Annotated in this window: 22 protein-coding genes and 1 other RNA gene; 15 read left to right on the top strand and 8 right to left on the bottom strand. The window is 35.7% G+C overall.

The window, feature by feature from the left end; translation table 11 throughout:
* Window positions 1-104: 104 nt before the first annotated feature.
* The 7 genes from lptF to HUE58_RS02050 all read right to left on the bottom strand — a co-directional run bounded on the left by lptF (window position 105) and on the right by HUE58_RS02050 (window position 8,710).
* Complete coding sequence (lptF, locus tag HUE58_RS02080) at window positions 105-1,244, bottom strand: LPS export ABC transporter permease LptF (protein WP_174605418.1); 1,140 nt, start codon at window positions 1,242-1,244, stop codon at window positions 105-107.
* A gap of 203 nt (window positions 1,245-1,447) precedes the next feature.
* Window positions 1,448-2,710, bottom strand: coding sequence for a transcription termination factor Rho (rho, locus tag HUE58_RS02075; RefSeq protein ID WP_174605417.1), 1,263 nt, complete (start codon window positions 2,708-2,710; stop codon window positions 1,448-1,450).
* Between the two features lie 118 nt (window positions 2,711-2,828).
* Window positions 2,829-3,155, bottom strand: coding sequence for a thioredoxin TrxA (trxA, locus tag HUE58_RS02070; protein WP_174605416.1), 327 nt, complete (start codon window positions 3,153-3,155; stop codon window positions 2,829-2,831).
* A 95-nt stretch (window positions 3,156-3,250) separates the two neighbouring features.
* Complete coding sequence (gene glnD / locus HUE58_RS02065) at window positions 3,251-5,770, bottom strand: [protein-PII] uridylyltransferase (RefSeq protein WP_174605415.1); 2,520 nt, start codon at window positions 5,768-5,770, stop codon at window positions 3,251-3,253.
* A 715-nt stretch (window positions 5,771-6,485) separates the two neighbouring features.
* Window positions 6,486-6,725, bottom strand: a complete 240-nt coding sequence (locus HUE58_RS02060; RefSeq protein ID WP_174605414.1) for an SPM autocatalytic domain-containing protein — start codon at window positions 6,723-6,725, stop codon at window positions 6,486-6,488.
* Between the two features lie 135 nt (window positions 6,726-6,860).
* Window positions 6,861-8,243 carry a glutamate--tRNA ligase gene (gltX, locus tag HUE58_RS02055; RefSeq protein ID WP_174605413.1) on the bottom strand — a complete coding sequence of 461 codons (1,383 nt, stop codon included), beginning with the start codon at window positions 8,241-8,243 and terminating at the stop codon, window positions 6,861-6,863.
* A gap of 17 nt (window positions 8,244-8,260) precedes the next feature.
* Window positions 8,261-8,710: a tetratricopeptide repeat protein gene (locus HUE58_RS02050; RefSeq protein ID WP_174605412.1), complete on the bottom strand. Its 450-nt coding sequence runs from the start codon at window positions 8,708-8,710 to the stop codon at window positions 8,261-8,263.
* Between the two features lie 83 nt (window positions 8,711-8,793).
* Here HUE58_RS02050 and HUE58_RS02045 point away from each other — a divergent pair, with 83 nt between their 5' ends.
* The 12 genes from HUE58_RS02045 (at window position 8,794) to HUE58_RS01990 (ending at window position 17,737) form a co-directional block, all read left to right on the top strand.
* Window positions 8,794-9,156: an Mth938-like domain-containing protein gene (locus tag HUE58_RS02045; RefSeq protein WP_174605411.1), complete on the top strand. Its 363-nt coding sequence runs from the start codon at window positions 8,794-8,796 to the stop codon at window positions 9,154-9,156.
* Entirely contained in the window at window positions 9,153-10,292 is a 1,140-nt protein-coding gene (gene rodA / locus HUE58_RS02040; RefSeq protein WP_174605410.1) for a rod shape-determining protein RodA, read from the top strand. The genes HUE58_RS02045 and rodA overlap by 4 nt, the downstream gene beginning before the upstream one ends.
* Complete coding sequence (mltB, locus tag HUE58_RS02035) at window positions 10,292-11,284, top strand: lytic murein transglycosylase B (protein ID WP_174605409.1); 993 nt, start codon at window positions 10,292-10,294, stop codon at window positions 11,282-11,284. The genes rodA and mltB overlap by 1 nt, the downstream gene beginning before the upstream one ends.
* Window positions 11,285-11,290: 6 nt before the next feature.
* Window positions 11,291-12,418 carry a D-alanyl-D-alanine carboxypeptidase family protein gene (locus HUE58_RS02030; protein ID WP_174605408.1) on the top strand — a complete coding sequence of 376 codons (1,128 nt, stop codon included), beginning with the start codon at window positions 11,291-11,293 and terminating at the stop codon, window positions 12,416-12,418.
* The gene (locus HUE58_RS02025) at window positions 12,418-13,251 is read left to right on the top strand and encodes an aminotransferase class IV (RefSeq protein ID WP_174605407.1); all 834 of its coding nucleotides are present in this window, start codon (window positions 12,418-12,420) and stop codon (window positions 13,249-13,251) included. The genes HUE58_RS02030 and HUE58_RS02025 overlap by 1 nt, the downstream gene beginning before the upstream one ends.
* Window positions 13,244-14,188 carry an aminoglycoside phosphotransferase family protein gene (locus HUE58_RS02020; protein WP_174605406.1) on the top strand — a complete coding sequence of 315 codons (945 nt, stop codon included), beginning with the start codon at window positions 13,244-13,246 and terminating at the stop codon, window positions 14,186-14,188. Before HUE58_RS02025 ends, HUE58_RS02020 begins: the two co-directional genes overlap by 8 nt.
* Window positions 14,176-14,829, top strand: coding sequence for an N-acetylmuramate alpha-1-phosphate uridylyltransferase MurU (murU, locus tag HUE58_RS02015; RefSeq protein WP_174605405.1), 654 nt, complete (start codon window positions 14,176-14,178; stop codon window positions 14,827-14,829). The genes HUE58_RS02020 and murU overlap by 13 nt, the downstream gene beginning before the upstream one ends.
* 34 nt (window positions 14,830-14,863) lie before the next feature.
* Window positions 14,864-14,959, top strand: an RNA gene (gene ffs / locus HUE58_RS02010) — signal recognition particle sRNA small type.
* A 33-nt stretch (window positions 14,960-14,992) separates the two neighbouring features.
* Window positions 14,993-16,582 carry a DNA polymerase III subunit gamma/tau gene (gene dnaX / locus HUE58_RS02005; RefSeq protein ID WP_174605404.1) on the top strand — a complete coding sequence of 530 codons (1,590 nt, stop codon included), beginning with the start codon at window positions 14,993-14,995 and terminating at the stop codon, window positions 16,580-16,582.
* Entirely contained in the window at window positions 16,575-16,904 is a 330-nt protein-coding gene (locus tag HUE58_RS02000; RefSeq protein ID WP_174605403.1) for a YbaB/EbfC family nucleoid-associated protein, read from the top strand. Before dnaX ends, HUE58_RS02000 begins: the two co-directional genes overlap by 8 nt.
* Window positions 16,904-17,488, top strand: a complete 585-nt coding sequence (gene recR / locus HUE58_RS01995) for a recombination mediator RecR (RefSeq protein WP_174605402.1) — start codon at window positions 16,904-16,906, stop codon at window positions 17,486-17,488. The genes HUE58_RS02000 and recR overlap by 1 nt, the downstream gene beginning before the upstream one ends.
* An 87-nt stretch (window positions 17,489-17,575) precedes the next feature.
* The gene (locus HUE58_RS01990; protein WP_174605401.1) at window positions 17,576-17,737 is read left to right on the top strand and encodes a hypothetical protein; all 162 of its coding nucleotides are present in this window, start codon (window positions 17,576-17,578) and stop codon (window positions 17,735-17,737) included.
* 617 nt (window positions 17,738-18,354) lie between these two features.
* On the opposite strand, the gene HUE58_RS01985 is transcribed toward HUE58_RS01990, so the two are convergent.
* Entirely contained in the window at window positions 18,355-18,492 is a 138-nt protein-coding gene (locus tag HUE58_RS01985; RefSeq protein WP_340689626.1) for a GIY-YIG nuclease family protein, read from the bottom strand.
* 75 nt (window positions 18,493-18,567) lie between these two features.
* On the opposite strand from HUE58_RS01985, the gene HUE58_RS01980 reads away from it, so the two are divergent.
* The 3 genes from HUE58_RS01980 to guaB are packed head-to-tail and all read left to right on the top strand — an operon-like array spanning window position 18,568 to window position 23,422.
* A complete protein-coding gene (locus tag HUE58_RS01980) occupies window positions 18,568-21,315 on the top strand; it encodes a valine--tRNA ligase (protein WP_174605400.1) in 2,748 nt (915 codons plus the stop codon).
* The gene (locus HUE58_RS01975) at window positions 21,312-21,962 is read left to right on the top strand and encodes a TIGR04211 family SH3 domain-containing protein (protein ID WP_174605399.1); all 651 of its coding nucleotides are present in this window, start codon (window positions 21,312-21,314) and stop codon (window positions 21,960-21,962) included. The genes HUE58_RS01980 and HUE58_RS01975 overlap by 4 nt, the downstream gene beginning before the upstream one ends.
* Window positions 21,962-23,422, top strand: coding sequence for an IMP dehydrogenase (guaB, locus tag HUE58_RS01970; RefSeq protein ID WP_174605398.1), 1,461 nt, complete (start codon window positions 21,962-21,964; stop codon window positions 23,420-23,422). The genes HUE58_RS01975 and guaB overlap by 1 nt, the downstream gene beginning before the upstream one ends.
* Window positions 23,423-24,142 lie beyond the last annotated feature (720 nt).

Genomic DNA, 24,142 nt, shown 5'->3' with positions numbered 1-24,142 from the left:
AAAAAACATGGCTATTTTACACTTCAAAAGGTCTAATGCTCTTTATAAAAAATAACTCAACTAAAAAAGTGCTGATAATTTTTTATAAAGAGCATTAGATAGCGTCAAACAAATTGGGTAAATTTTCTATGCCTAATTGAATAAAAAATAAAAATTAGCAACAACATTGTCAAATGTACCCACCACAGCCCAACAATTGGCGAAGACTCTCCTCGTTCTAAGGCTGATTTAGCAATTAATAAAACATTGTTATACACAATAAATGCAACAACGCCAACCAATACGCCTAAATTTTTACCACTTCTCGGAGAGGTTTTACCAAGCAATACACCAAGTACTGATAATATTAAAATACTCAAAGGCTGAGATGTTCTCCATTGAAACTCTGCTATTTCTGTCAGTTTGTTAGAGAATAACAATTCAGACGTTGATTTTGATTCTACCTTCGTAACTGTGTTAATGGCTTTTTGCACCTCACCATCAATAATTTGCAAATCATATAATTTAAATTTTAAGATTTTTTTATTTTTATCCGAAGGAAAGCCGTGATAACGCGTACCATTTTTAAGGCGCAAATACACACTATTAGTGTTTAAGTTGGTATATTTTTGAGCTTGTTTTGCCAAGGTTATAACTGGCTCATTATTGACTAATGTATAAATAAAAATCTCTTCCATATTTTGCTCTTTAGCATTATCAGTATCGCTGACCTTTGATGCGTAAAAAATAATATCACCATTTTTAAACTCTTGAAATTCACCCTCTTTAATAAAAGAAAATTCAGATGCATTTTCACTACGCGCTATAATCAAGCCTTTTTGTTGCTTAGACCAAGGTACCACAACTGTCGTTAAAAGCAAAACAAAGATAAAAATAAAAATAACAAGCGGTTGAATGAACATCATAAAATGCTTATCACCCAAACCCAATGAATTCATCACAATGGCTTCTGAATCCTTGTAAAGTTTGCTAACACTTAAAATAATAGCCAATAACAAAGATAAGGACAAAATTAGTACAACATCTCTAATCATATTAAAGCCAACCAGTGGCAATAAATCTGCAACAGGTATGCCTTCTTTTAAACTTTCTTTAACTACTAATACCAATTGGTTGCCAAAAACAACCAGACCAATCACAATAAATACCGCACTCAAAAGTACCAATACATTGCGCATTAAATACCTAGCCAGAATGCTATTTTGTAATTTAAACGCCCTAGCTACTATAAAAGGAAGTTTCATATTTTAAGAGTAACCCAGTGTAGTCTAGGAAATTCGCTCTTTTCAGTGCCTCCTTGAGAGGTGAGAAAGAGTACATTTCTCAGGAAAAAATGCTGTTCTATGAACTTCATAAATTGTATTGGTGTGCTAGTCTCCTTGAGTATACTTAAAGCAATTGATAAGTGCGCGGAATAATTAAACAATGATTTTTTAAAATCAATTTATTACTTCTTTTGCGACATTGAAGCAAAAAACTCATCATTGGTTTTGGTTAATTTTAAGCGATCAATTAAGAATTCAGCCGCCTCAACGGTATCCATAGGATGGAGAATTTTGCGTAAAATCCACATTTTTTGTAATTCTTTTTCATCAGTAATTAGCTCTTCGCGGCGCGTGCCGGAAGCATTAATATTAATTGCTGGAAAAATTCGCTTTTCACTCAAACGTTTTTCTAAATGAAGCTCCATATTGCCCGTTCCTTTAAACTCTTGATAAATAACTTCATCCATTTTTGAACCAGTATCAATCAATGCAGTGGCAATAATGGTAATACTTCCACCATTTTCAATATTTCTAGCTGCACCAAAAAAACGTTTGGGGCGTTGTAGTGCATTAGCATCAACACCGCCTGTTAATACCTTACCTGATGAAGGGGCAATTGTATTATAAGCGCGTGCCAAGCGTGTGATTGAATCTAGTAAAATAATCACCTCTTTGCGTTGTTCTGCACGTCGTTTGGCTTTTTGAATCACCATTTCAGCTACTTGTACATGGCGTTTTGCTGATTCATCAAATGTTGAAGCAATCACTTCACCACGAACAGTGCGAGCCATTTCTGTCACTTCTTCAGGGCGCTCATCAATCAAAAGTACAATCAGTTCACATTCTGGATGATTGACTGAAATAGACGTGGCAATATTTTGCATAATCATGGTTTTGCCTGCCTTAGGTGGTGCAACTAACAAGCCCCTTTGACCTTTGCCAAAAGGTGAAACAAGATCAATCACTCTGGCAGTAATATCTTCAGTGCCGCCATTACCGATTTCTAAATTGAGTCTTTCATTAGGATGAATAGGTGTTAGAGAGACGAATGGCACCCTGTTTCTAACATTATCTGGATCTTCGCCGTTCACTTCTAATACTTTAATTAAAGCAAAATACTTTTCACCTTTTTTAGGTGCTCTAATTTTTCCTGCAACCAAATCACCAGTTGATAAATTAAAACGTCTAATCTGATTAGGTGAAATATAAATATCATCTGCACCCGAGGTGTAAGAATCATCACTTGATCTTAAAAATCCATAGCCATCTTGCAACACTTCCAAAACACCATCGCCCAACACCTCCTCATCATTAGCCGCTTTAGCTTTAAGAATAATGAAAATTAAGGTTTGCTTTTTAGCTCTAGAAATATTTTCTGCACCTAGAGATTGTGCTAATTCTAATAACTCTTCTGGGCTAAATTTTTTAAGTTCTGATAATTTCATAAATGTGTCCATATTAAGGGTTAAGCATTTTTCACTTAACTAGAGATACGTGCCTAAAGCGCTAGAAGATTTTGTTAAACTGACTATTTAAGATAAAAACAATCAGTTATTTAGTTTTTTAAATATTGGCGTCAATAAACGCACTAAGTTCTGCTTTTGAAAGCGCACCCATTTTGGTTGCTTGAACGGCACCGTCAGAAAATAATAATATCGTTGGAATGCCACGAATACCGTACTTTGGCGGTGTTTGGTTATTCTCGTCTATATTAACTTTGGCAATAATGACTTTACCATCATATTCGTCAGCAATTTCATCTAATACAGGTGCTAATGCCTTGCATGGCCCACACCATTCAGCCCAAAAATCTACCAATATCACTTGTGATGAGTTAACAACATCTGTTTCAAAAGAGGCGTCAGTCACTACTTTAATTTTATCGTTCATATTTTTTGTAATGTTAATCTGAAATGAAAAAAAGAAACAGGCAGGACTGCTGATTGCGTGAAATTATATCATCATTTAACTCGTACAATATCTTTTTACAATCTTTCTTCCAAAGCTTCTTTAAGCACTGATTGTTCTGCCATGTTCAATGGCTGATTTTTAGCGTTGTTAATAAAGAACACATCTTCAACCCTTTCCCCCATAGTGGCAATTCTGGCATTAATTAATGAGATATCTAATTCAAAGAAAACATAGGCAATATTAGAAAGTATGCCCTGCTTGTCGATCACATTAATTTCTAATTGGGTTAAGTTCCACTGTTCATTCACACTAAAACTGACTTTCATTTTATGATCAAAGTGTCGATGCGTGTATATATCATGGGTTGTTCTTACGCTCACATTCAAATCATTCAATTCATTTTCGATTTCTTGATTTATATTGATATGCTCAAGTACTGCATCTTGCAAAACACTAATCGTGTTATAAACTTTCCTATCCCTTGTGGTTAGGATTTTAGCATCCACAATATCAAGACCTAGTCTTTCAAGAATACTAATTAATTTAAAGAATAAACCTCTAAAATCATCACATAGCACAAAAATATCAACCACATTATGTTGTGAAATTTTAGAGCTAACAATAATTTTATCCAAGATTGTTTTAGTGGCAAAACTCAAATGCCATAAAATATCGTCAACTTCATAACGTAAATAATAGTCTTTAGGCAGAGTTGATAATATCTTCTCAACATCACTCATTTGATAACCCTGAGCAATAGAATCCTTAATAATAGTTTGCTTAATATCTTGTATTCTTTGGTCTACACTTGGGTACTGACTATTGCTACTTTCTAGGTGTTTTTTGGTATTGTAAAATAATTTTTTTAGTAAAGAATCTTTCCAACTATTCCACAAATCATCTTTTGTTGCACGAATATCAGCATTTGTTAATAAATACAAAAATTCTAAAAATTCAACCGTGCCCACTTGCTTAGCAAAACGCTCAATCACTTCAAAATCACCAATATCTTGCTTTTGCGCAACCACTGACATAAGTAAATGTTTTTCAACTAATTTTGAAACTAGGTCAGTATCGCTTGTTTTTAATTGATGGTGCTGGCAAAATTCACGCGCATCAATTGCACCTAACTGAGCATGCTCCCCATCCCTGCCTTTAGCGATATCATGAAAAAGCCCTGCCAATAATAGTAATTCTGGTTTTTGGATGCCTTGTGCTATCTCACTACAAAGTGTAAACTCCTTGGCAAACTCAGGTACGAAAAAACGCCTCAGATTGCGAATCACAAACAATGTATGCTGATCCACTGTATAAGCATGAAATAAATCGTACTGCATCAGCCCTATAATCTTACCAAAAGCAGGAATGTAGTGCTCTAGAATACCATAACGATTCATGAGTTTTAACGCCTTATTAACCCCTTGATTTTGCTGTAATAGTTCAATAAATAGACGGTTATTCTCGCGCTTTTTGTAATAATCAAAATCAATTAAGTCAATGCTATTTTGCATTTGTCTAAGCGTTTTTGCACTAATGCCGCGCACATAATTATGTTTAGCAATGAGTAAAAAAATTTCAATAAAAGCAGATGATGTTTGGATAAAAATTTGCGTATCAATTGAATGAATATAACCATGACTAATCATAAAACGGCTATTCAAATGTTGCATGTTTAAAATTTCATCTTCTAATAATTGCAACAAAATATCATTAAGACGCGACACCCTAGTCACAGTTTGATAGTAATCCTTCATGAAAGCCTCAACCGCCAAAGAATCCCCATCAACATAACCCAGCATGGTTGCCACAGATTTTTGGTATTGGAATGCAAGCCTGTCTTCACGCCGATTAGCGATAATATGCAGTGCAAATCTAACCTTGAATAAAAATAATTGAGATGTTTTTAATAACTCATACTCAGTGGTTGTTAAATATTGCTTATCGATCAGTTCAAACAAAGTATTAACATTAAAATACCACTTTGCTACCCAAACAACTGTTTGGATATCTCTAAGACCGCCAGGACTTTGCTTGATATTTGGCTCTAAGTTATAAGCAGTATTGGAGAGGTTTTGGTGGCGATTGTGCTGCTCTTTTTGCTTTCCAGCTAAAAATGATTGGCTTGACCAAACACTAGATTTAATCACAGCCTTCATCTTAAAAAACAAAGACTTTTTACCTAAGATAACGCGAGATTCTAATAAATTAGTCACCACACTAAGATCATCAATCATACTAATGCAATCTTTCAAATCCCGAGTTGCATGTCCTACTTCTAAATCAACATCCCATAAAAATGTTAAAAAGCTAGCAATATTTTTATGATAAGTGTCATGTGCACCATTAGGAATTAAAATCAACAAATCTATATCCGAATACGGATGTAGTTCCTTCCTACCATAACCACCAACAGCCACCAAGCATAACTGGCTTGAAAGATTAAAACTTTGCCAAATGTCCTTAAGTAATTGATCAACCCCTTCACTTCTAGCCAATACAAATGTTTGAACCGCCTCCGGATTATTTAAAAAATCCGCCTTAATTGAGTCTTGTAGTGCTTGGTATTGCGTTTTAAATATTGATAAATCCACCATATTTTTATATCAAACCACTTAGGAGATTATTTTTTAAACTGTATACAATCACTGGCTTCAAACCTTACTTTATCGCCTGTGTCTAAAATCTCTAAATAAATATAATATAAGTGTCATCTTGGTATAGCTCTACATCTTGCATATTGATATTTTCTCAAATTTAAGCACATCATAACCATTCACATCCATCACTTCTAACTGACCATCGCCAAGATTAAAGATATAGGTATCCGCCTGTGACTTTGTTTGTCATTATACCTCTGCCAGCATTTAGGATGTCATTATGAATACCACCAATAATTGTATCGTCACTATACTAGAGCCAGAAAATGTAGTTGCTACATTGGCTTTAGTTTTAGTTATTGTATCTTCATGCGTTAAAACAAAATTGTTAAAGTTGTTATTAGCTAAAAAATTATCAATTGCATCATTATTCATATCTATAAATAATGATGCAATTTTATTCTAAAAAAGCATGATAATCAAATCCAAATCGGCTAATTTAGTACCATATATTTCGTTAAATTTAGTTAATAGCGTAATAGCATCATTATGCTTTAATTCAAAATGATGGTTATCGCAATATTTAGATTATCTAAATCAACACCATCATCAACCAAATACCCTACTAAGAATGGTATCCTCACTCATCGCCCCTACTAAATCACGCACATAGACCAACCTTTAAGATTGAATTTAGCATTTGCAATGCTCACTATACTGTAACAAATTTAGAATAAAATTCATTTTGATCTACAAACAACTCTCTTGCTTTGCCAATAGTGCCATCACTTTTAGTAAAATTAAGTTCATCTTGTTGGCTGATGCCATTTTGGTTAGTGTCTTGCCATAATCTAAGATTATTAAATTTAATATCGTCTTGATTAATAATACCATCGTCATTACTATCCAAATCAGCAGAAGACTCACAAGCTAACTGAGACCTAAGAATCAATAGGTTTTACATTTATACTCTTTTTTAATCCTAGTTAAGCCGACTCTTTCTACGCGATGTGTGCTGACAATCTGATATAGGCTTTAAATAACCATCTCAACTATTCGTTTTATTGGTGGTAAGGAGTGTGCTTATTTAGTAACGGCTGTTTTTTAAAAAATCAATTGCCATTTTTAAGCGTGATAATGCTTTATCTTTGCCAATTAACTCAGCTACAATGTCGATACTACCTGCATTTCCGTTACCACTTAGTGCAAGCCTAAAAGGTTGACCTACTTTACTAAAACTGATGTTAAGTTCAAAGCACACCTCTTTAATAGCTTGTTTAATGTTGTTGGCTTGCCAAGTGCTTAGGGCTTTTAGTTTTGTAAGTAAGTGCTTGAGTGGTGCTTTATCTTTAAAGTGTTTTTTAGCGAGTTTTTCATCAAGAATGTCAAAATCTTGATAGAACATTTTCACTTCGCTTGCCATACCAACCAAGGTTTTACACCTACCTTGCAAGTGTTGAACAATTGTTTTAATATCAGGTGTATCTGTAACGGTAATTGCTTGGTTTTGAAGATGCCAAGTTAGGTTATTAAGTAAATTCTCAACACTGGAATTTTTAATAGTTTCTTGATTGAGCCATAAAAGCTTCTCCTGATTAAAACTTGCAGGCGCCTTGTTGATGTTTTTTAATTCAAATAGTTTAATAACTTCATCCATAGAAAATATTTCTTGGTCACCATGCGACCAACCTAAGCGAGCTAAATAATTAAGCAAGGCTTCAGGCAAAAATCCTGCATCTCGATAAGCCATAACGCTTACAGCACCGTGGCGTTTTGAAAGGCGCGTACCATCACTACCTAAAATCATAGGTAAATGTGCAAATTCTGGCAAATCCCAGTTTAACGCTTGATAAAGGTTAATTTGTTTAGGGGTGTTGTTGATATGGTCATCACCGCGAATAACACAATCAATTTGCATGTCATGGTCATCAACTACCACAGTTAAATTATAAGTTGGTGTGCCATCGCTGCGAGCAATAATTAAATCGTCTAATTCTTTATTATTGATTGAAATTTTCCCCTTAATCACATCATTAAAAACCACCAACCCTTCTTCTAGGTTGTTAAAACGCACAACGCCAACATTTAGGCCTTTATCCCGACAGCAACCATCGTACTTGGCTTTTTTGCCTTGTTTGGTTAAATCTTCACGCAAAATTTGTAAACGCTCTTTAGAGCATTCGCAATAATAGGCTTTTTTTTCATCTAATAGTTGCTGAACAACTTGCTTATGCCTGTCAAAACGATCTGTTTGGTAAAAAGGTCCTTCATCGTAGTCAAGTCCAAGCCAATCCATGCCTTGTAAAATCGCATCAACGGATGCTTGGGTTGAGCGCTCTAAATCTGTATCTTCAATACGTAGTACAAATTTACCATGTTGCTTTTTAGCCCAAGCCCAAACAAATAATGCAGTTCTAGCACCACCGATATGTAGGTAGCCTGTGGGGGACGGGGCAAATCTTGATTTCATTATTATTTTTCTTATTTTTATAGGTTGATTTTATCAGCCCTATCAAACCAATATTGCGCTTTTTCTAAATCTTGTTTAACTTCTTTACCATCTTCATACAGCATGCCCAATGTATACATCGGACCAGGAATGCCAAATTCAGCACCTTTTTCAAACCACTCAATGGACTTTGTAATGTCTTTTTCTACACCTTCGCCAGTCATATATGCCACACCTAACATGTGATGAGCAAATGCATGATCTTGACTTGCTGCTTGTAGAAAGTTTTCAAATCCTAAAGGTTGGTTTTCAACCATGCCTAAACCATTCATTTGCATCATTCCAACACGCCACAGCGCTTCAGGATTGCTTTTTGTGGCAAGTGGGGCCAATAATTGATATGCCATAGTGAAATTTTTAGTATCAAAGGCAGTAATGCCACTGGATAAATCTGCATCATATATGTCTATATTGCTTGAATTTAGCATATCTTTCTCTTAATATAAAAAAAGTAATTAATCTTACACTGTTATAATATATTTTTTATTCGCCAAATAGTCGCTATAATTCCATGGAATTTAACCAACAAGAAGCAAGCCATAACAGTATTGTTTCTGTTGAAGAATACCATGTTAATTTAGCACACACGCAGCTTAAAATTCCTTGTTTTATTTCTTCTCATCATTGTTGTGAAGTTGATATGGCTCATCTTGATGATATTGATAAAGTTTCATTATTCCCCCTGTCTAATCAAGATGATATTGATTTGTTAATTATCGGCACAGGTACAACACACCAGTTTTTACATCCAAAACAACAAGTATCCATTCGGAAAATGGGTATTGGCACTGAAAGTATGAACAATAAATCAGCTTGTCGAAGTTTTAACTTGCTATTGTCTGACGCTAGATCAGTTGGTTTGCTGTTATTATGAAATTATTAAGTATTGCACAAATACGCCATTATTGGTATTACTTTAAGATGGACATGCCTTTATTTTTACTGATTATGGCACTCAGTGGATTTGGACTTGTTGTGCTTTATTCAGCCTCAGCAGGCTCTATGCAAACCATTTATAAACAAGTGCTTCACTTTGTGCTGGCAATTGGTGCAATGTTGGTAATTGCTCAAATACCGCCTTATCAACTTAGGCGTTTTTCTCCTTACTTAATGCTATTTGGTATCTTTTTGCTGATTTTGGTTTTAATTTTTGGCTCCAGTAGTGGTGGCGCTCAACGCTGGCTTAATTTAGGTTTTATACGCTTTCAACCTTCTGAAATTATGAAAGTTATCGTCCCTATTGCCATTGCCTCAATTCTGAGTGAAAAAACACTACCACCAAAACCACTGCTTGTTTTTTTATCCATTGTTGCCATTGTTTCAATTGTAATACTCATTGCCAAACAACCAGATTTGGGCACGTCGCTATTAATTGGCGCTTCTGGTTTTTACGTGTTGTTTTTTTCAGGCATTCGTGTTCAAATTCTTAAAAATAATTGGTTAAATTTTGCACTGATTTCATCAATCATCACCTCAGGTGCTTATGTTGCATGGAACTATCTATTAATGGGTTATCAAAAAAAACGTATCCTAACTTTAATTGACCCAAGTTTTGACCCGTTAGGCTCTGGCTATCATATCTTGCAATCAAAAATTGCGATTGGCTCTGGCGGTTTGGTTGGCAAGGGTTTAGAGCAAGGCTCCCAATCCCAACTTAATTTCCTACCTGAGCATGCAACTGATTTTATCTTTGCTGTGATCGCTGAAGAGTTGGGCTTTATGGGTGTTATATTTTTATTCACCTTATATGGACTAATTATTTACCGATTATTGGTCATTTCTTTTCAATCAGAAGATAATTTTTCAAAACTATTAGGTGCAAGCTTAACCCTTATCTTCTTTACTTATATTTTTGTTAATGTTGGCATGGTGTCTGGGCTATTACCTGTGGTGGGTGTGCCATTACCACTGATTAGCTATGGTGGCTCATCACTCATTACTCTAATGTCTAGCTTTGGCATTATCATGGCAATTCGCAAACACAAAACACCAAGATACTTACAAAACTAATGCGCACATTCTTACTTTTACTTATTTGCTTTTCTGACTCGATTGTTGCTAAAACTTTACCAGCAACCAACTTTCAAACAACCCATAATTTTATTAATAAAATGGTAAATAATCATCAATTCAACAAAAATGAATTGATGATTATTTTTTCAAAAATTGAACTAACGCTTGCAGATAAAAATCAAAAAAAGAAAAAAAGAAAAAAAGAAAAAATCATGTCTTGGGATAAATACAAAAGTTTGTTTATTACTGAGCAGCGTATTAAAGATGGTATTAACTTTTGGCAAGATAACTTAGCAACGCTTAAACGCGCTGAAAGTAAATACCATGTACCTGCAGAAATCATAGTTGCTATTTTAGGTATTGAGACTAACTATGGCAATAAAAAGGGCACGCATCCAACTTTAGAAACGCTAGCGAAACGTGCATTTGGTAATTATAGAAGAAAAAAATTCTACCAAAAAGAGTTAAAAGAGTTCTTGCTTATGTCACGTGAAAACCTTATTCCGCCTTTATCCATACAAGGCTCTTATGCAGGTGCAATGGGCTATCCACAATTTATTGCCAGCTCTTATAGATACTACGCTGTTGATTTTAACCATGATGGTAAGATTGATTTATTCTCAAATCCTATTGATGCAATCGGCTCTATTGCTAATTATTTTGATCAGCACCAGTGGCATGATGGAGGTGAATTTGCAAGACCTATTGTACTTCAATCAAGTCACTTAAAACACGCCAGATTAAGCACTAACAAACCTAAAAAAAATACTCAGTACTGGCGCAATAAAGGTTTGGATATTTACCAAGACATTCAGAATAAAACCAAATTAGCATTTATCAGTCTGCCACAAGATGAAATCAATGAAACTTGGCTCACTTTTTGGAATTTTTACGTGCTAACGCGTTATAATCACGATAATAGATATGCTATGGTAGCTTACCAACTATCAATCAAGTTAAAACAAGCATTCAAACAACTAAACAACTAATACTTTATGCAATATCAATCAATCGTCAAACCCTTAGTCATTCTTATATTCTCTCTTGCCTTAAATACTCAAGCAGCAATTTTTATCACCCCTAAAGCACCAGAAATATCCGCTGCTGCTTATAGTATTACTGATTACAATTCTGGCAAAATCATTGCAAGTAGCAAACAACATGATAAGCGCGCACCAGCAAGTCTAACCAAACTAATGACAGCCTATGTTGTTTTCCAACTTATTAACGATGGTCGTATCAGTTTAGAAGACGAAGTGCGTATCAGCAAAAAGGCGTGGAAAACAGGCGGCTCAAAAAGTTTTGTAGAAGTGGGCAAAACCATTAAGCTTGAAACATTGCTTAAAGGCATGATTATTCAATCTGGTAATGATTCTGCTGTCGCCTTGGCTGAACATATTGCAGGGACTGAGGGTACATTTGCTACTTATATGAATAAATATGCACGTCAACTTGATATGAATAATTCTTGGTTTGAAAATGCTTCTGGCTTGCCAAATGATAATCAATACACCACTGCGGCTGATATAACACTATTAGTGACAGCAACAATTAGAGACTTTCCCCAATTCTACCCGTGGTATTCACAAAAAGAATTTACTTACCATGGTATAAAACAACGCAATCGAAATAAATTACTATGGAGCGACCATACGGTAGATGGGCTAAAAACTGGGTTTACTAAAAAAGCAGGTTATAACTTAGTAACCAGTGCCAAACGCGTTGGTATGCGTTTAATTTCTGTTATTTTAGGGTCTAGTAGCGTGAATGCTCGGACCTCACAAACACAAAAAATTCTTGATTACGGCTTTCGCTTTTTTGAAACCCAAACCATTGAAAACATTAAAAAAGAAGTACCCATTGCCAGTTCAATCAAAGACACACTAAAGGTAGGCACGTCAAAAGCGGTCAACTTCACTCTAGCACGTGGTCAATTCAAACTTTCAGACCAAGTGATTCAACTTGATACAGCCTTGTCAGCACCTATCAATAAAGGTGATGTTGTTGGCAAACTACTCATCCAGTTTGAAGGTAAAACTATGGTAAGTATTCCATTAGTTGCGCTTGAAGATGCACAACAAGCAGGCTTGTTCTCACGCATGCTTGAAGCTATTGGGTTTTAGTGGTATTTTTAAACGGCAAATTTATTGAAAAAAACCAAGCACATATTTCTGTGATGGATAGAGGTTTTTTGTTTGGCGATGGTGTTTATGAAGTGATTCCTGTTTATAACAACAAAATATTTCGCCTTAATGCACATCTATTGCGCTTACAGACAGGTCTTGATTCAGTCAAAATTAAAAACCCATATAATCTAAAGGAATGGGGTGATATTCTAAGCAAACTTCTCGGCTTTTATAATAACCAAGAGCAATCAATTTATTTACAAATAAGTCGTGGTGTGAGCAACAAACGCAAACACAGTTTTAGCAATTTAACGCCAACGGTTTATATCGAATCCAATCCCTTACTAACCAAAACCAAGCAAGCGTTCAAAGCAGGCTTTTCAGCCATCACCCAGCCAGATATTCGCTGGCATCGATGCGACATTAAATCCATCTCTCTTTTGGCCAATGTCATGTATTCACAACAAGCAAAAGAAAAAAACGTTGAAGAGGTTATTCTTTATCGAGACAATCAAGTGACCGAAGGTGCAACTTCTAATGTATTTATAATCAAAGATGGCACACTATTTACCCATCCGACTGGTGTTCATATCCTGTCTGGCATTACTCGCGATTTAGTACTAGAAAGCGCAAGAGCGTGCCACATCCCTATTAAAAAAGTTTCATTTTCAATGGATGAATTAAACGCCGCAGACGAGCTGTGGATTTCTAGCTCCACACGTGAAATCATGCCCATTACCCAAGTTGATGGCAAGTTAATCAACCGTGGTAATATTGGCAATGCTTGGAGCTGTGTTTATAGCTACTACCAAAGTTTAAAAAATGCATGATGATCGCCTAGATAAACTAGGCAACTGGCTTGAAAGTTTCTTTGGTCATCAAAATTTTGCACTCACACGTGCAAGTGATGATGCCAGTTTTCGTCGTTATTTTAGAGTTCAACATCAGCAAGAAACTGTTATTGCTATGGATGCACCACCTTCAAAGGAAAACACCGCATCTTTTATCAAAATTGCCAAACTGCTTAATCAGCATAATATTCACGCACCAAAAATCATCAACACAGATTTAGAACAAGGTTTTTTACTGTTGGAGGATTTAGGCTCAACTACTTTTTTACAAGCCTTAAATGGGAATTTTAATCTTGATTTATACAAAATAGCCATTGACGAACTCATCAAAATACAAATCATTAACACCCAAAACCTAGCACTTAAAAAATACGACAAACAACTGCTCAACACTGAAATGCAACTACTGATAGATTGGTACCTTCCTAAAACGCTATCCAATATCCATCTTCAAAATTTACAAGCTATTTTTGGGCTGTTGTCTGACAATGCACTTAATTCAAAACAAGTGTTTGTGCATCGTGATTATCATTGTCGTAACTTAATGACGCTAAAAAATAATGATTTAGCTGTGATTGATTTTCAAGATACACTCATTGGCTCAAATACTTATGATTTATGTTCACTGCTTAAAGATGCTTACTTTGAATTGAAACCCTTTGAATTACAAACACTTTTACAATACTACTACGACCAAGCCAATATTGATACTGAATTTTCTAAATTTGAAAAACAGTTTGAATTGATGGGATTGCAACGTCATTTGAAAATATTAGGCATCTTTAAACGTCTGTCAATTAGAGACAACAAACACCAGTACTTAAATGACTTACCATTGGTTAAAAAGTATGCACAACAAACAGCCAATAAATACCCAGAATTTGCACCCCTTAAAGAGGTCTTATGTTTGGTATGATTTTAGCAGCAGGCCGAGGCAAACGTATGATGCCCTTGACCAAAAATACACCAAAACCCTTAATCAAGGTTCAGGGTTTAACACTCATTGAACATTCAATTAATGCCTTAAAAAATGCTGGCGTCAGAAAAATAGTCATTAACATTTCATATTTAGGCGGGCAAATTAAGTCCTATCTTGGCAATGGCTCAAGATTTGGTGTCAATATTCACTACAGCAATGAGTCAAAAGGCGCACTAGAAACTGCGGGCGGTATTATGAGAGCATTGCCCTTATTAGGCATCAAGCCTTTTGTTATCATTAATAGTGATGTGTTTTGTGATTATGACTTATCGAACCTAACACTCCCAACAAACTCACTGGCTCATCTTGTACTAATTGACAACCCTAAACACAATCTAGCAGGTGATTTTTCATTAAACGATACTCAATTAACCCTAACAAACAAAAAAACTTACACCTTTTCTGGTATCGGTGTTTATCACCCTGATCTGTTTAAACCTTATTTATTCGAGGAAAAATTAGCACTCTCAAAGGTACTAAAAGCAACCATCGCTAAAAATCAAATTAGTGCAGAACACTATGCTGGTTACTGGCAAGATATAGGCACACCAGAACGTTTAGAATTAGCCAACAAATAAATCAGACTAAATGTAAAATAGCTTCTGATAGTATCAAGGGTGTACCAACAATAAATGGTTATGAACCCCGCCAGATCTGGAAGGAAGCAACGGTAATAATTTTTTTTTGTGTTGGATGATATTCTTGGTGCTATCACTTTTAATATAATCAGTCTTATTTTTGATGAGTGAACACTATCAAGTTTTAGCTAGAAAATATCGCCCGCATTCTTTTGCTGAATTGGTAGGTCAAACGCACACTAAAAAAACCCTAATCAATGTACTTGATGCTAATAATTTGCATCACGGTTTTTTATTCACAGGCACACATGGTGTTGGTAAAACCACAATTGCCAGAATCTTTGCCAAATCTATTAACTGTGAACAAGGCATTAGTTCAACCCCATGTGGCAAATGCCCTACTTGTATTGAAATTGACAAAGCCCAATCAATTGATTTAATTGAGCTTGACGCTGCCTCACACACAGGGGTTGATAACATGCGCAATATTTTAGAAAATGCGCAATATATGCCAAGCAAAAATCGTTATAAGATTTATCTTATCGATGAGGTGCATATGCTGTCCAAAAGCAGTTTTAATGCCCTTTTAAAAATCCTTGAAGAGCCGCCAGAACACGTTAAATTCTTATTAGCAACTACAGATCCACAAAAACTACCCGTAACTGTTTTATCGCGTTGCTTGCAATTCACATTACAACAACTAACCCATGATGAAATTCTAGGCCAACTAAAATTTATCATGGATGCCGAAGCGTTAAGCTATGAAGAATCAGCCCTTGGTCAAATTGCTGATTTTAGCAATGGCTCAATGCGCGATGCACTGAGTTTGCTTGATCAATCAATCTCTTATGGTAAAGGTACGGTAACCAATGCTGACATTAAAGCCATGTTGGGTTTGGTACATCATAACGATATTATTAAACTAGCAACACATTTATTTAACCAAGATGCTAAAGCGGTGATTGATTTTATTAAAGATTTGTCTCATCGTAGCGAAAATCTTACCAATGCACTTAAAGATTTAAGTTCATTATTTCATAAAATATCTATTGCACAAATTGTTGATATTGAAACTAACAAGACCGTTCAAAACCTTAGCACACAAATATCAAACTTTGATTTACAAATTTTTTATCAAATGTCAATCAACGGCTCTAAAGACATGGCACTAGCCCCTAGCAAGCAAATTGGGTTTGAGATGACACTACTTAGAATGTTGGCATTTCGCAGTGATGCTCAACTCAACACAGAAAAAAAAACGCTAAGAATCAACCCTGAAGTTAAAACACCAGCACCAATTAAGGAAAAACTACAACCAAAAGCAGAAGAAATACTAAGCATTGTAGAACCCACTACTCTTGATATTCACAATCAACAACAATGGGAAACACTTGCCCAAGCGCTAAAATTTAAAGGCGGTGCGCAAATGTTGGTAAAAAACACACTGTTTGACGATGTTAGTAGCACAACGTTAACACTAACGCTGGACAATCAATTTGCTAGTTTACTAAATGACCATGTACAAAAAAGTATGTTAACAACACTTAGAGAAAAATTTTCAACATTAAATTTGGTAATCAACCTTGGCAAACCCAATGTCCAAACATTGGCACAAAAACAAACTCAAACACATAATGAAAAAATGAAAAAAATACAAGCAGAATTCTTAAATGATAAAGGTGTGCAAAAACTAGAAAAAACATTCGATACAAAAATTAATATTAACTCAATTAAGGAGATTAACCATGTTTAAAGGCGGAATGGCTGGAATGATGAAAAAAGCCCAGCAAATGCAAGATAATATGAAAAAAGCACAAGCAGAAATAAAAAATCTATCCGCCACTGGAAAAGCTGCTGGTAACTGCGTTGAAATCACCTTAAATAGTGAACACATAGTAAGTGATATTAAAATCCTTGATGAAGTGATGAATGATAAAGAACTACTTGAAGATTTAATCCTTAGAGCAATGAACGGTGCTGTTAGACAAATCTCTGACGTCTCATCTGCCAAAATGAAAACTGCCACAGGCGGTATGAATCTGCCCAGTGGCATGAAGAACTTCTTGCCTTTCTAATGATTGAATCACTCAACAAAGCCTTCTGTGCATTGCCTGGCGTGGGCAATAAAACCGCACAACGCTTTGTTTATCATCTATTAGAACGCAATCGTGAAGGTGGTATGAGCCTTGCCAAAGCGTTAGTTGATGTTATGGAGCACGTCAAACACTGTACCTCATGCCGAACATTAAGTGAAAAAACCTTATGTCATATTTGTGCTAGTGAAGTGCGTGATGCTTCACAATTATGCGTTGTAGAGACACCAACTAATATACATGCCATTGAACAAAGTGGGGTTTATAAAGGTAAATATTTTGTCCTTAGCGGTTACCTATCCCCTATTGATGGTATTGGTGCATCTGAATTAGGCTTAGATGAACTAGAACAAAAACTAACCAACCAAAATATAAAAGAAATTATTCTAGCAACCAATGCCACAGTAGAAGGCGAAGTAACTGCTCACTATATTGCCAGTATGGCTAAACAATTTGACATTCAAATTACCCGAATCGCTCATGGCATCCCAATTGGTGGTGAATTAGAATACACTGATATCAATACCATTGCTCACGCACTATTAGGTCGTAAGAAGTACGATTAAAATATCTTTATATCTCATATCTAACACTTTTTATGTAAAAATTAATAGATTTTTCTAAATCACTCACTCATTATAAACACCAAATTAATGACAGATACATCCACTCATTGGAATGGTATTTATCAAAATCAAGAACACGCTCAAGTAAGCTGGCATCAAGCTCAGTCAAGCATTTCGCTTGATTGGATTCTAGAATTTACAAGTAAGAATAATACCATCATTGATATAGATTGTGGTGTATCGTTCTGACTGATAATTTGATTGACAAGGGTTATACAATTTATCATTACTAGAACTTTCAAGTAGCGCCTTAAGCGCCATTTAAAAGCGACTTAAAGACCACGATGAAAAAGTTTATTTTTACCATGAAAATATATTAGAGTTTAAATCTAATCATTAATTTTCTCTTTGGCATGATCTCGCTGTATTTCACTTTTTAACAGATGAAAAAGACCGAAATTATATTGAAAAGCTAACCAGTCAAGTTAAAGAAGACGGTTATTTCTTACTATCCACGTGGTCCCAAAGTTGTGTTCAGAGCTTAATATTGTTCAATATGATGTAAAAAAAATCATACAACTATTAGGCAACAACTTTAAGTTAATAAAAACCACTTCTGAAATTCACCCTCGCCCAAATGGCAATACGAAAGATTTTAATTATTTCTTATTTCAAAAAAATAATTAACACTGTGGCCTTGTTTTTAAAATCACTCTTTTATAGTAATTTTATCTACCCGTAATCTTTGTTTCACGCCCTGCCTATCTAAAAAATAAAAATTCTTCTGTGGATTTGGTGATGATATTTTTTGGCCTAATCACTTGAACAACCCTGTTGGCTTTCATTATCTGCTTTTTCTTGATGAATCAACTCATATAGGCGCGTGTGCATGTGTGTATATTTACCTCATCTTTTATCTCACCATTATGTTGTCTGATACGTCTGCTAATATCATTGCTAACACCACAATAAAGCGAGTTCTTGGCACAATGAAGTAAATACACAAACCGAGCTTTATTAACCGATTTAATTTTGATGATATAGTATAATGACGAAGTTTAATCCATCTCGTTACTTTAATGGAAAAAACTTACAATCCCGAACAAATTGAAGCAAAATTTCGCTCACTTTGGGAAGATAAAAATCTATTCTCATCTGATTCAAACACCACTAGCAAAAATGCATATTGCATTATGCTACCACCCCCAAACGTTACAGGCTCGCTACACATGGGGCATGCTTTCCAACATACGATTATGGACATATTAACACGCTATCATCGCGCAAATGGCGAGCAAACCCTTTGGCAACCAGGTACAGACCATGCAGGCATTGCCACACAAATGGTGGTTGAGCGTCAATTAGCAGTACAAAAGATGACTCGTCATAAACTTGGTCGGGATAAATTTATTGACAAGATTTGGGATTGGAAAGCACAATCTGGTGGCACAATCACTTCACAAATGCGTAGGCTTGGCTCGTCAGTTGATTGGAAAAAAGAGCGATTTACCATGGATAAAGGCTTGTCTAATGCTGTTAAAAAAGTATTCATCCAACTCTTTGAAGAAGGGTTGATTTATCGTGGTAAGCGTTTGGTCAATTGGGATCCAATATTACACACTGCTGTATCTGACCTTGAAGTCATTAGCACCGAAGAACAAGGCTCACTTTGGCAGATACGTTATCCTATTACTAATACTAATAAGGTAATGATTGTTGCAACCACACGCCCTGAAACCATGCTAGGCGATAGTGCCGTTGCTGTTCATCCTGATGATAAGCGTTACACACATCTGATTGGTAAAACCATTGACCTGCCCCTAAGCAATCGAAAAATTCCAATCATTACAGACGATTATGTCGATATGGCATTTGGTACAGGCTGCGTTAAAATCACCCCTGCCCATGACTTTAACGACTATGAAATGGGGTTACGCCATCATTTAGATATTATTAATATCTTAACTGATGATGCTAAAATTAATGACGTGGTTGATAGTGCCTACATAGGTATGGATAGATTTAAAGCACGCAAGCAAATCATTCAAGATTTAGATAATCAGAATTTATTAGAGAAAATTGAGCCACATAAATTAATGATACCGCGTGGTGATAGAACAAATGCGGTTATTGAGCCTTATTTAACCGACCAATGGTTTGTTAAAATCAAACCGTTGGCCCAGCCTGCCATTGATGCGGTTAAAAGTGGAGACATTCGTTTTATTCCTGAAAACTGGAATAAAACTTATTTTAACTGGATGAGCAACATTCAAGATTGGTGCATCTCTCGCCAAATTTGGTGGGGGCATCGCATTCCTGCGTGGTATGACGAAAAGGGTAATATCTTTGTTGCAAACTCACTTGAACAAGCGCAAAAACAAGCAGGAGAAGGTATAACACTCACTCAAGATAAAGATGTGCTTGATACTTGGTTTTCCTCCGCCTTATGGCCATTTTCAACACTAGGATGGCCTGAAAAAACACCTGATTTATCACGTTTTTATCCAACTGATGTGTTGATTACTGGCTTTGATATTATCTTTTTTTGGGTAGCTCGCATGATTATGTTTGGGCTTAAATTTACAGGTAAAGCACCCTTCAAAGACATTTATATCACTGGCTTAATCAAAGACGGAGAAGGGAAAAAAATGTCCAAATCCAAAGGTAATGTGCTTGACCCAATTGATTTAATTGATGGCATTACTTTGCAAGATTTACTCAAAAAACGCACGCAGGGGTTAATGCAGCCCAAAATGGCAGAAAAAATCAAAAAGCAAACCAAAAAAGAGTTTGCTGATGGCGTTCCCGCCTTTGGCACTGATGCGCTACGCTTTACTTTTGCTGCTTTAGCTTCTTTTGGTCGTGATATTAAGTTTGATTTAAAGCGAGTTGAGGGCTATCGTAATTTTTGCAACAAACTTTGGAATGCTTCACGCTTCGTGTTGATGAAGTTTGAAGAGGAAACCATTGATACTAACGCACAATTATCAACCGCTGACGAATGGATTTTATCTCGCTTACAAAACACCAAAATTAACATTGAAAAACATTTAAATGATTATCGCCTTGACTTAATGAGCCAAACCCTATATGAGTTTGTTTGGCACGACTATTGCGATTGGTATCTTGAATTGTCTAAGTCGTTATTACAAAATGATACGACCAAAGCAGGCACACAAATCACTTTAATCAAAGTATTAAACGAAATAGTAACCCTGCTACACCCTATCATTCCATTTATCACTGAGGAAATCTTTGAGCAATGCAATGCCATTACAAGCCGTAATAGCACGAGTTTAATGACTCAACCTTATCCGAAAGTAATTAAGAATTTAATATCTACCAAAGCCGAGGCAGAAATTAAATGGCTACAAACTTTTATTTTAGGCGTTCGCCAAATTCGTGGTGAAATGAACATTCCACCTTTAAAACCACTACTTTGTTTTGTGCAAAACTTTAACGCTACGGATGAGCAATATCTGGCTAACAACATGAGCATTCTAAATTCACTGGCAAAAATGGAAAGTATTGACAAACTAACCACTGCCAAACAAGCGCCAAAATCAGCCACTGCTTTGGTTAAAGATATGAAAATTTTCATTCCATTAGCTGGTTTAATTGATAAAGATAAAGAAATCGCGCGTCTTAATAAAGAAATTGAAAAATTAGAAAAGAAAAAAAGTCAGTTTGAGGGTAAATTAAACAATGAAAATTTTATAAAAGGTGCTCCTGAAACAATCATCAATATAGAAAAAAAAAGACTGGCTGTAACACTATCTACTATTAATAATTTCAACAATCAACTTAAAAAAATATCCAGCTTATGAATTTGATTAAACATTTATTATTAATACTCATACTACTTGGCACACTTGCTAACGCCAGGTTGTTTGTCTACATCACTGACCAAGTGGACATTCCAATGCGCGAAGACAAAACATTTGGTAACAATATAGTGCGCTCTTTATCTTCTGGCTCAAAACTCTCCATCCTGCAAGCTACTGAAGATGGTTGGACTCAAGTTAAGTATAAAAACTCAACAGGTTGGGTCATTTCAAGATACTTATCCAACAATCCATCCGCAAGAGTACAACTAGAAAAACTTAGACAAAGCCACAACGCTAACCAATTACTAACCACCAAGCAAAGTAAAAGAAACACAGAACTTGAGAAACAAGTTAAAACACTAAAAAGTAAAAATACTGGGCTTTCTATGCAAGTTAGCAAATCTCAAGCTGAAAAGCAACACATTGAGCAAATTTATCAAGATGCACTAAAACTTGAACATTCTAACGAAAGGCTTGCCACACAAGTATTACAACTAAAAACTGAGATTCAATTGTTAGAAAACAACAGCACCGCCACACAAGAGTCCAGTTCTCGCAATTGGTTCATTGTAGGTGGCTTGGTGTTATTTTTTGGCATGATGATAGGTTTCATTTTTCCAAACTTTGTTAACCGCAGGAGATATTAATGAATTTACTAAAAACCGCATACACATTTGATGATGTATTACTAGTCCCCGCACACTCAAAAACCATGCCAAAAGAAGTGAGCCTAACAACGCAATTAACTAAAAATATCACACTTAATACCCCCATTCTTTCAGCAGCAATGGACACCGTCACCGAGTCCAGACTGGCTATTGCCATTGCCCAAGAAGGCGGTATTGGCATTATTCATAAAAATATGTCAATAGCAGACCAAGCCAATGAAGTGCGTCGCGTCAAACGTTTTGAATCAGGCATTATTAGAGAACCGATCACCATCTCATCAAAGGCAACTATTGCTGAGGTCTTTAAAATGCAACAGCAACACAATATTTCTGCCTTGCCTGTGCTTGAAGGTAATATTATTGTCGGCCTAGTGACAGGTAGGGATGTAAGATTCGAAACCCGTTTGGATGAATTGGTTGAAAACGTCATGACCCCCCAAAACAAATTAATTACCGTTCAAGAAGGCACAGACATGAGCGAGGTAAGGTCGTTATTACAAAAACACCGCATTGAGCGCGTTGTCATAACCGATGATACCTTTAAGCTTAAAGGCATGATTAATGTCAGCGACATTCAAAAATCAACAGACTTTCCCAATGCCTGCAAAGACTCAGAAGAACGTTTGCGCGTAGGTGCTGCTGTTGGTGTTGCTATTGGTACAAGCAAGCGTATTGATGCACTTGTTGAGGCGGATGTGGACGTTATTGCTATTGACACTGCTCATGGACACTCTCAAGGCGTGCTTAATAGAGTTGCAAAAACCAAAAGAAAACACCCAAACTTGACTATTATTGCCGGCAATATCGCCACAGGTGCGGCGGCACTAGACTTAGTCAAAGCAGGTGCAGACTGTGTAAAAGTGGGTATTGGTCCAGGTAGTATTTGTACTACTCGCATTGTTGCTGGTGTAGGTGTGCCACAAATCAGTGCTATTTCAGAAATAGCAGATGCACTCAAAGGCACGGGCATACCAATTATTGCCGATGGTGGCATTCGCTATTCTGGCGATATTGCCAAAGCATTCGCTGCTGGCGCATACTGCGTTATGCTAGGCTCAATGTTAGCGGGCACTGAAGAATCTCCAGGCGAGGTCGAACTTTATCAAGGTCGTTCTTACAAATCCTACCGTGGCATGGGCTCATTAGGCGCAATGAATCAAGCACATGGCTCATCTGATCGCTATTTCCAATCAGACCCTAAGGCTGACAAATTAGTACCAGAAGGCGTTGAAGGTCGCGTTCCATTTAAAGGTTCTATGCGCCCTATCATTCACCAAATGGTTGGTGGTGTTAGATCTTCTATGGGCTACACTGGTTGTGATACGTTAGAAAAAATGCGCACAAACGCACAATTTGTACAAGTCACCTCAGCAGGTATGGTTGAATCCCATGTTCACGATGTATCTATTACAAAAGAAGCACCAAACTATCATCAATAATCATCAGGCTTTCTTGCTAATATTTCTAAAATTCTTAACATAAATACTCATGAATTCGTCAAATTTGTCACCAAACTTGATATCCTAGATAGTCAAATATTACAAAATTTCTAGCTTGATATTCAAACAGAAAATTTCAATAAAAATGCACAATTATTTGAACAATTATTCAAATTGAACTTATTAAAAGTCAACCTTAATGTAAATAACACATAAGAAACAATAAGAGTATTTATAGATGGTTCAATATTATTGGAAAAAATCCCAAGCAAAATTTTGAGCATCAATATTAATTGATAATAATAAAGTTATAATTGTTATTTGACCAGCTAAAATTATATAGAGTACCAATTATACAAATCAGATACAGAATAAGTAGCAAAGGGTTATGAGATAGTCTTTCTAGAATCCATCCAGAAGATGTTCCATTTTTAATAGAAAGTACAATTTGTGGCCAATATTCAAAATTATGTAATATACAATACCTTAATATACCTGCATATATTATCAAATAAAATAATACAAATTTCCTCTTAATAGAATTTTTTTAAAGTAACTCAAAATAATACTATTTTTCATAAGGGAAAGCTTGATAGGCTTTTGATTCAATCAAACTAAGTAAACTTTGTGACGGAGATGATTTACTACTTATAAAATCTACCACACTCATCGTCCCATTCGCAAACTTACCGCCACCTAGTCTGCTGCAACACCCCCTGC

The sequence above is a fragment of the Candidatus Ruthia endofausta genome (genome assembly GCF_013342985.1).
Taxonomy (GTDB): domain Bacteria; phylum Pseudomonadota; class Gammaproteobacteria; order PS1; family Pseudothioglobaceae; genus Ruthia; species Ruthia endofausta.
Note: the sequence above shows the minus strand (reverse complement) of the source record. Positions and strands in the feature narration are given on the sequence as shown.

What these genes read in the sequence shown, in the direction of transcription:
- HUE58_RS02030 (WP_174605408.1), top strand. Translation starts at nt 11,291, where the DNA reads ATGCAATATCAATCAATCGTCAAACCCTTAGTCATTCTTATATTCTCT.
- trxA (WP_174605416.1), bottom strand. Translation starts at nt 3,155, where the DNA reads ATGAACGATAAAATTAAAGTAGTGACTGACGCCTCTTTTGAAACAGAT.
- HUE58_RS02045 (WP_174605411.1), top strand. Translation starts at nt 8,794, where the DNA reads ATGGAATTTAACCAACAAGAAGCAAGCCATAACAGTATTGTTTCTGTT.
- mltB (WP_174605409.1), top strand. Translation starts at nt 10,292, where the DNA reads ATGCGCACATTCTTACTTTTACTTATTTGCTTTTCTGACTCGATTGTT.
- rho (WP_174605417.1), bottom strand. Translation starts at nt 2,710, where the DNA reads ATGAAATTATCAGAACTTAAAAAATTTAGCCCAGAAGAGTTATTAGAA.
- HUE58_RS02000 (WP_174605403.1), top strand. Translation starts at nt 16,575, where the DNA reads ATGTTTAAAGGCGGAATGGCTGGAATGATGAAAAAAGCCCAGCAAATG.
- lptF (WP_174605418.1), bottom strand. Translation starts at nt 1,244, where the DNA reads ATGAAACTTCCTTTTATAGTAGCTAGGGCGTTTAAATTACAAAATAGC.
- recR (WP_174605402.1), top strand. Translation starts at nt 16,904, where the DNA reads ATGATTGAATCACTCAACAAAGCCTTCTGTGCATTGCCTGGCGTGGGC.
- guaB (WP_174605398.1), top strand. Translation starts at nt 21,962, where the DNA reads ATGAATTTACTAAAAACCGCATACACATTTGATGATGTATTACTAGTC.
- HUE58_RS02020 (WP_174605406.1), top strand. Translation starts at nt 13,244, where the DNA reads ATGCATGATGATCGCCTAGATAAACTAGGCAACTGGCTTGAAAGTTTC.
- HUE58_RS01975 (WP_174605399.1), top strand. Translation starts at nt 21,312, where the DNA reads ATGAATTTGATTAAACATTTATTATTAATACTCATACTACTTGGCACA.
- gltX (WP_174605413.1), bottom strand. Translation starts at nt 8,243, where the DNA reads ATGAAATCAAGATTTGCCCCGTCCCCCACAGGCTACCTACATATCGGT.
- rodA (WP_174605410.1), top strand. Translation starts at nt 9,153, where the DNA reads ATGAAATTATTAAGTATTGCACAAATACGCCATTATTGGTATTACTTT.
- murU (WP_174605405.1), top strand. Translation starts at nt 14,176, where the DNA reads ATGTTTGGTATGATTTTAGCAGCAGGCCGAGGCAAACGTATGATGCCC.
- HUE58_RS01990 (WP_174605401.1), top strand. Translation starts at nt 17,576, where the DNA reads ATGACAGATACATCCACTCATTGGAATGGTATTTATCAAAATCAAGAA.
- glnD (WP_174605415.1), bottom strand. Translation starts at nt 5,770, where the DNA reads ATGGTGGATTTATCAATATTTAAAACGCAATACCAAGCACTACAAGAC.
- HUE58_RS02050 (WP_174605412.1), bottom strand. Translation starts at nt 8,710, where the DNA reads ATGCTAAATTCAAGCAATATAGACATATATGATGCAGATTTATCCAGT.
- dnaX (WP_174605404.1), top strand. Translation starts at nt 14,993, where the DNA reads ATGAGTGAACACTATCAAGTTTTAGCTAGAAAATATCGCCCGCATTCT.
- HUE58_RS01980 (WP_174605400.1), top strand. Translation starts at nt 18,568, where the DNA reads ATGGAAAAAACTTACAATCCCGAACAAATTGAAGCAAAATTTCGCTCA.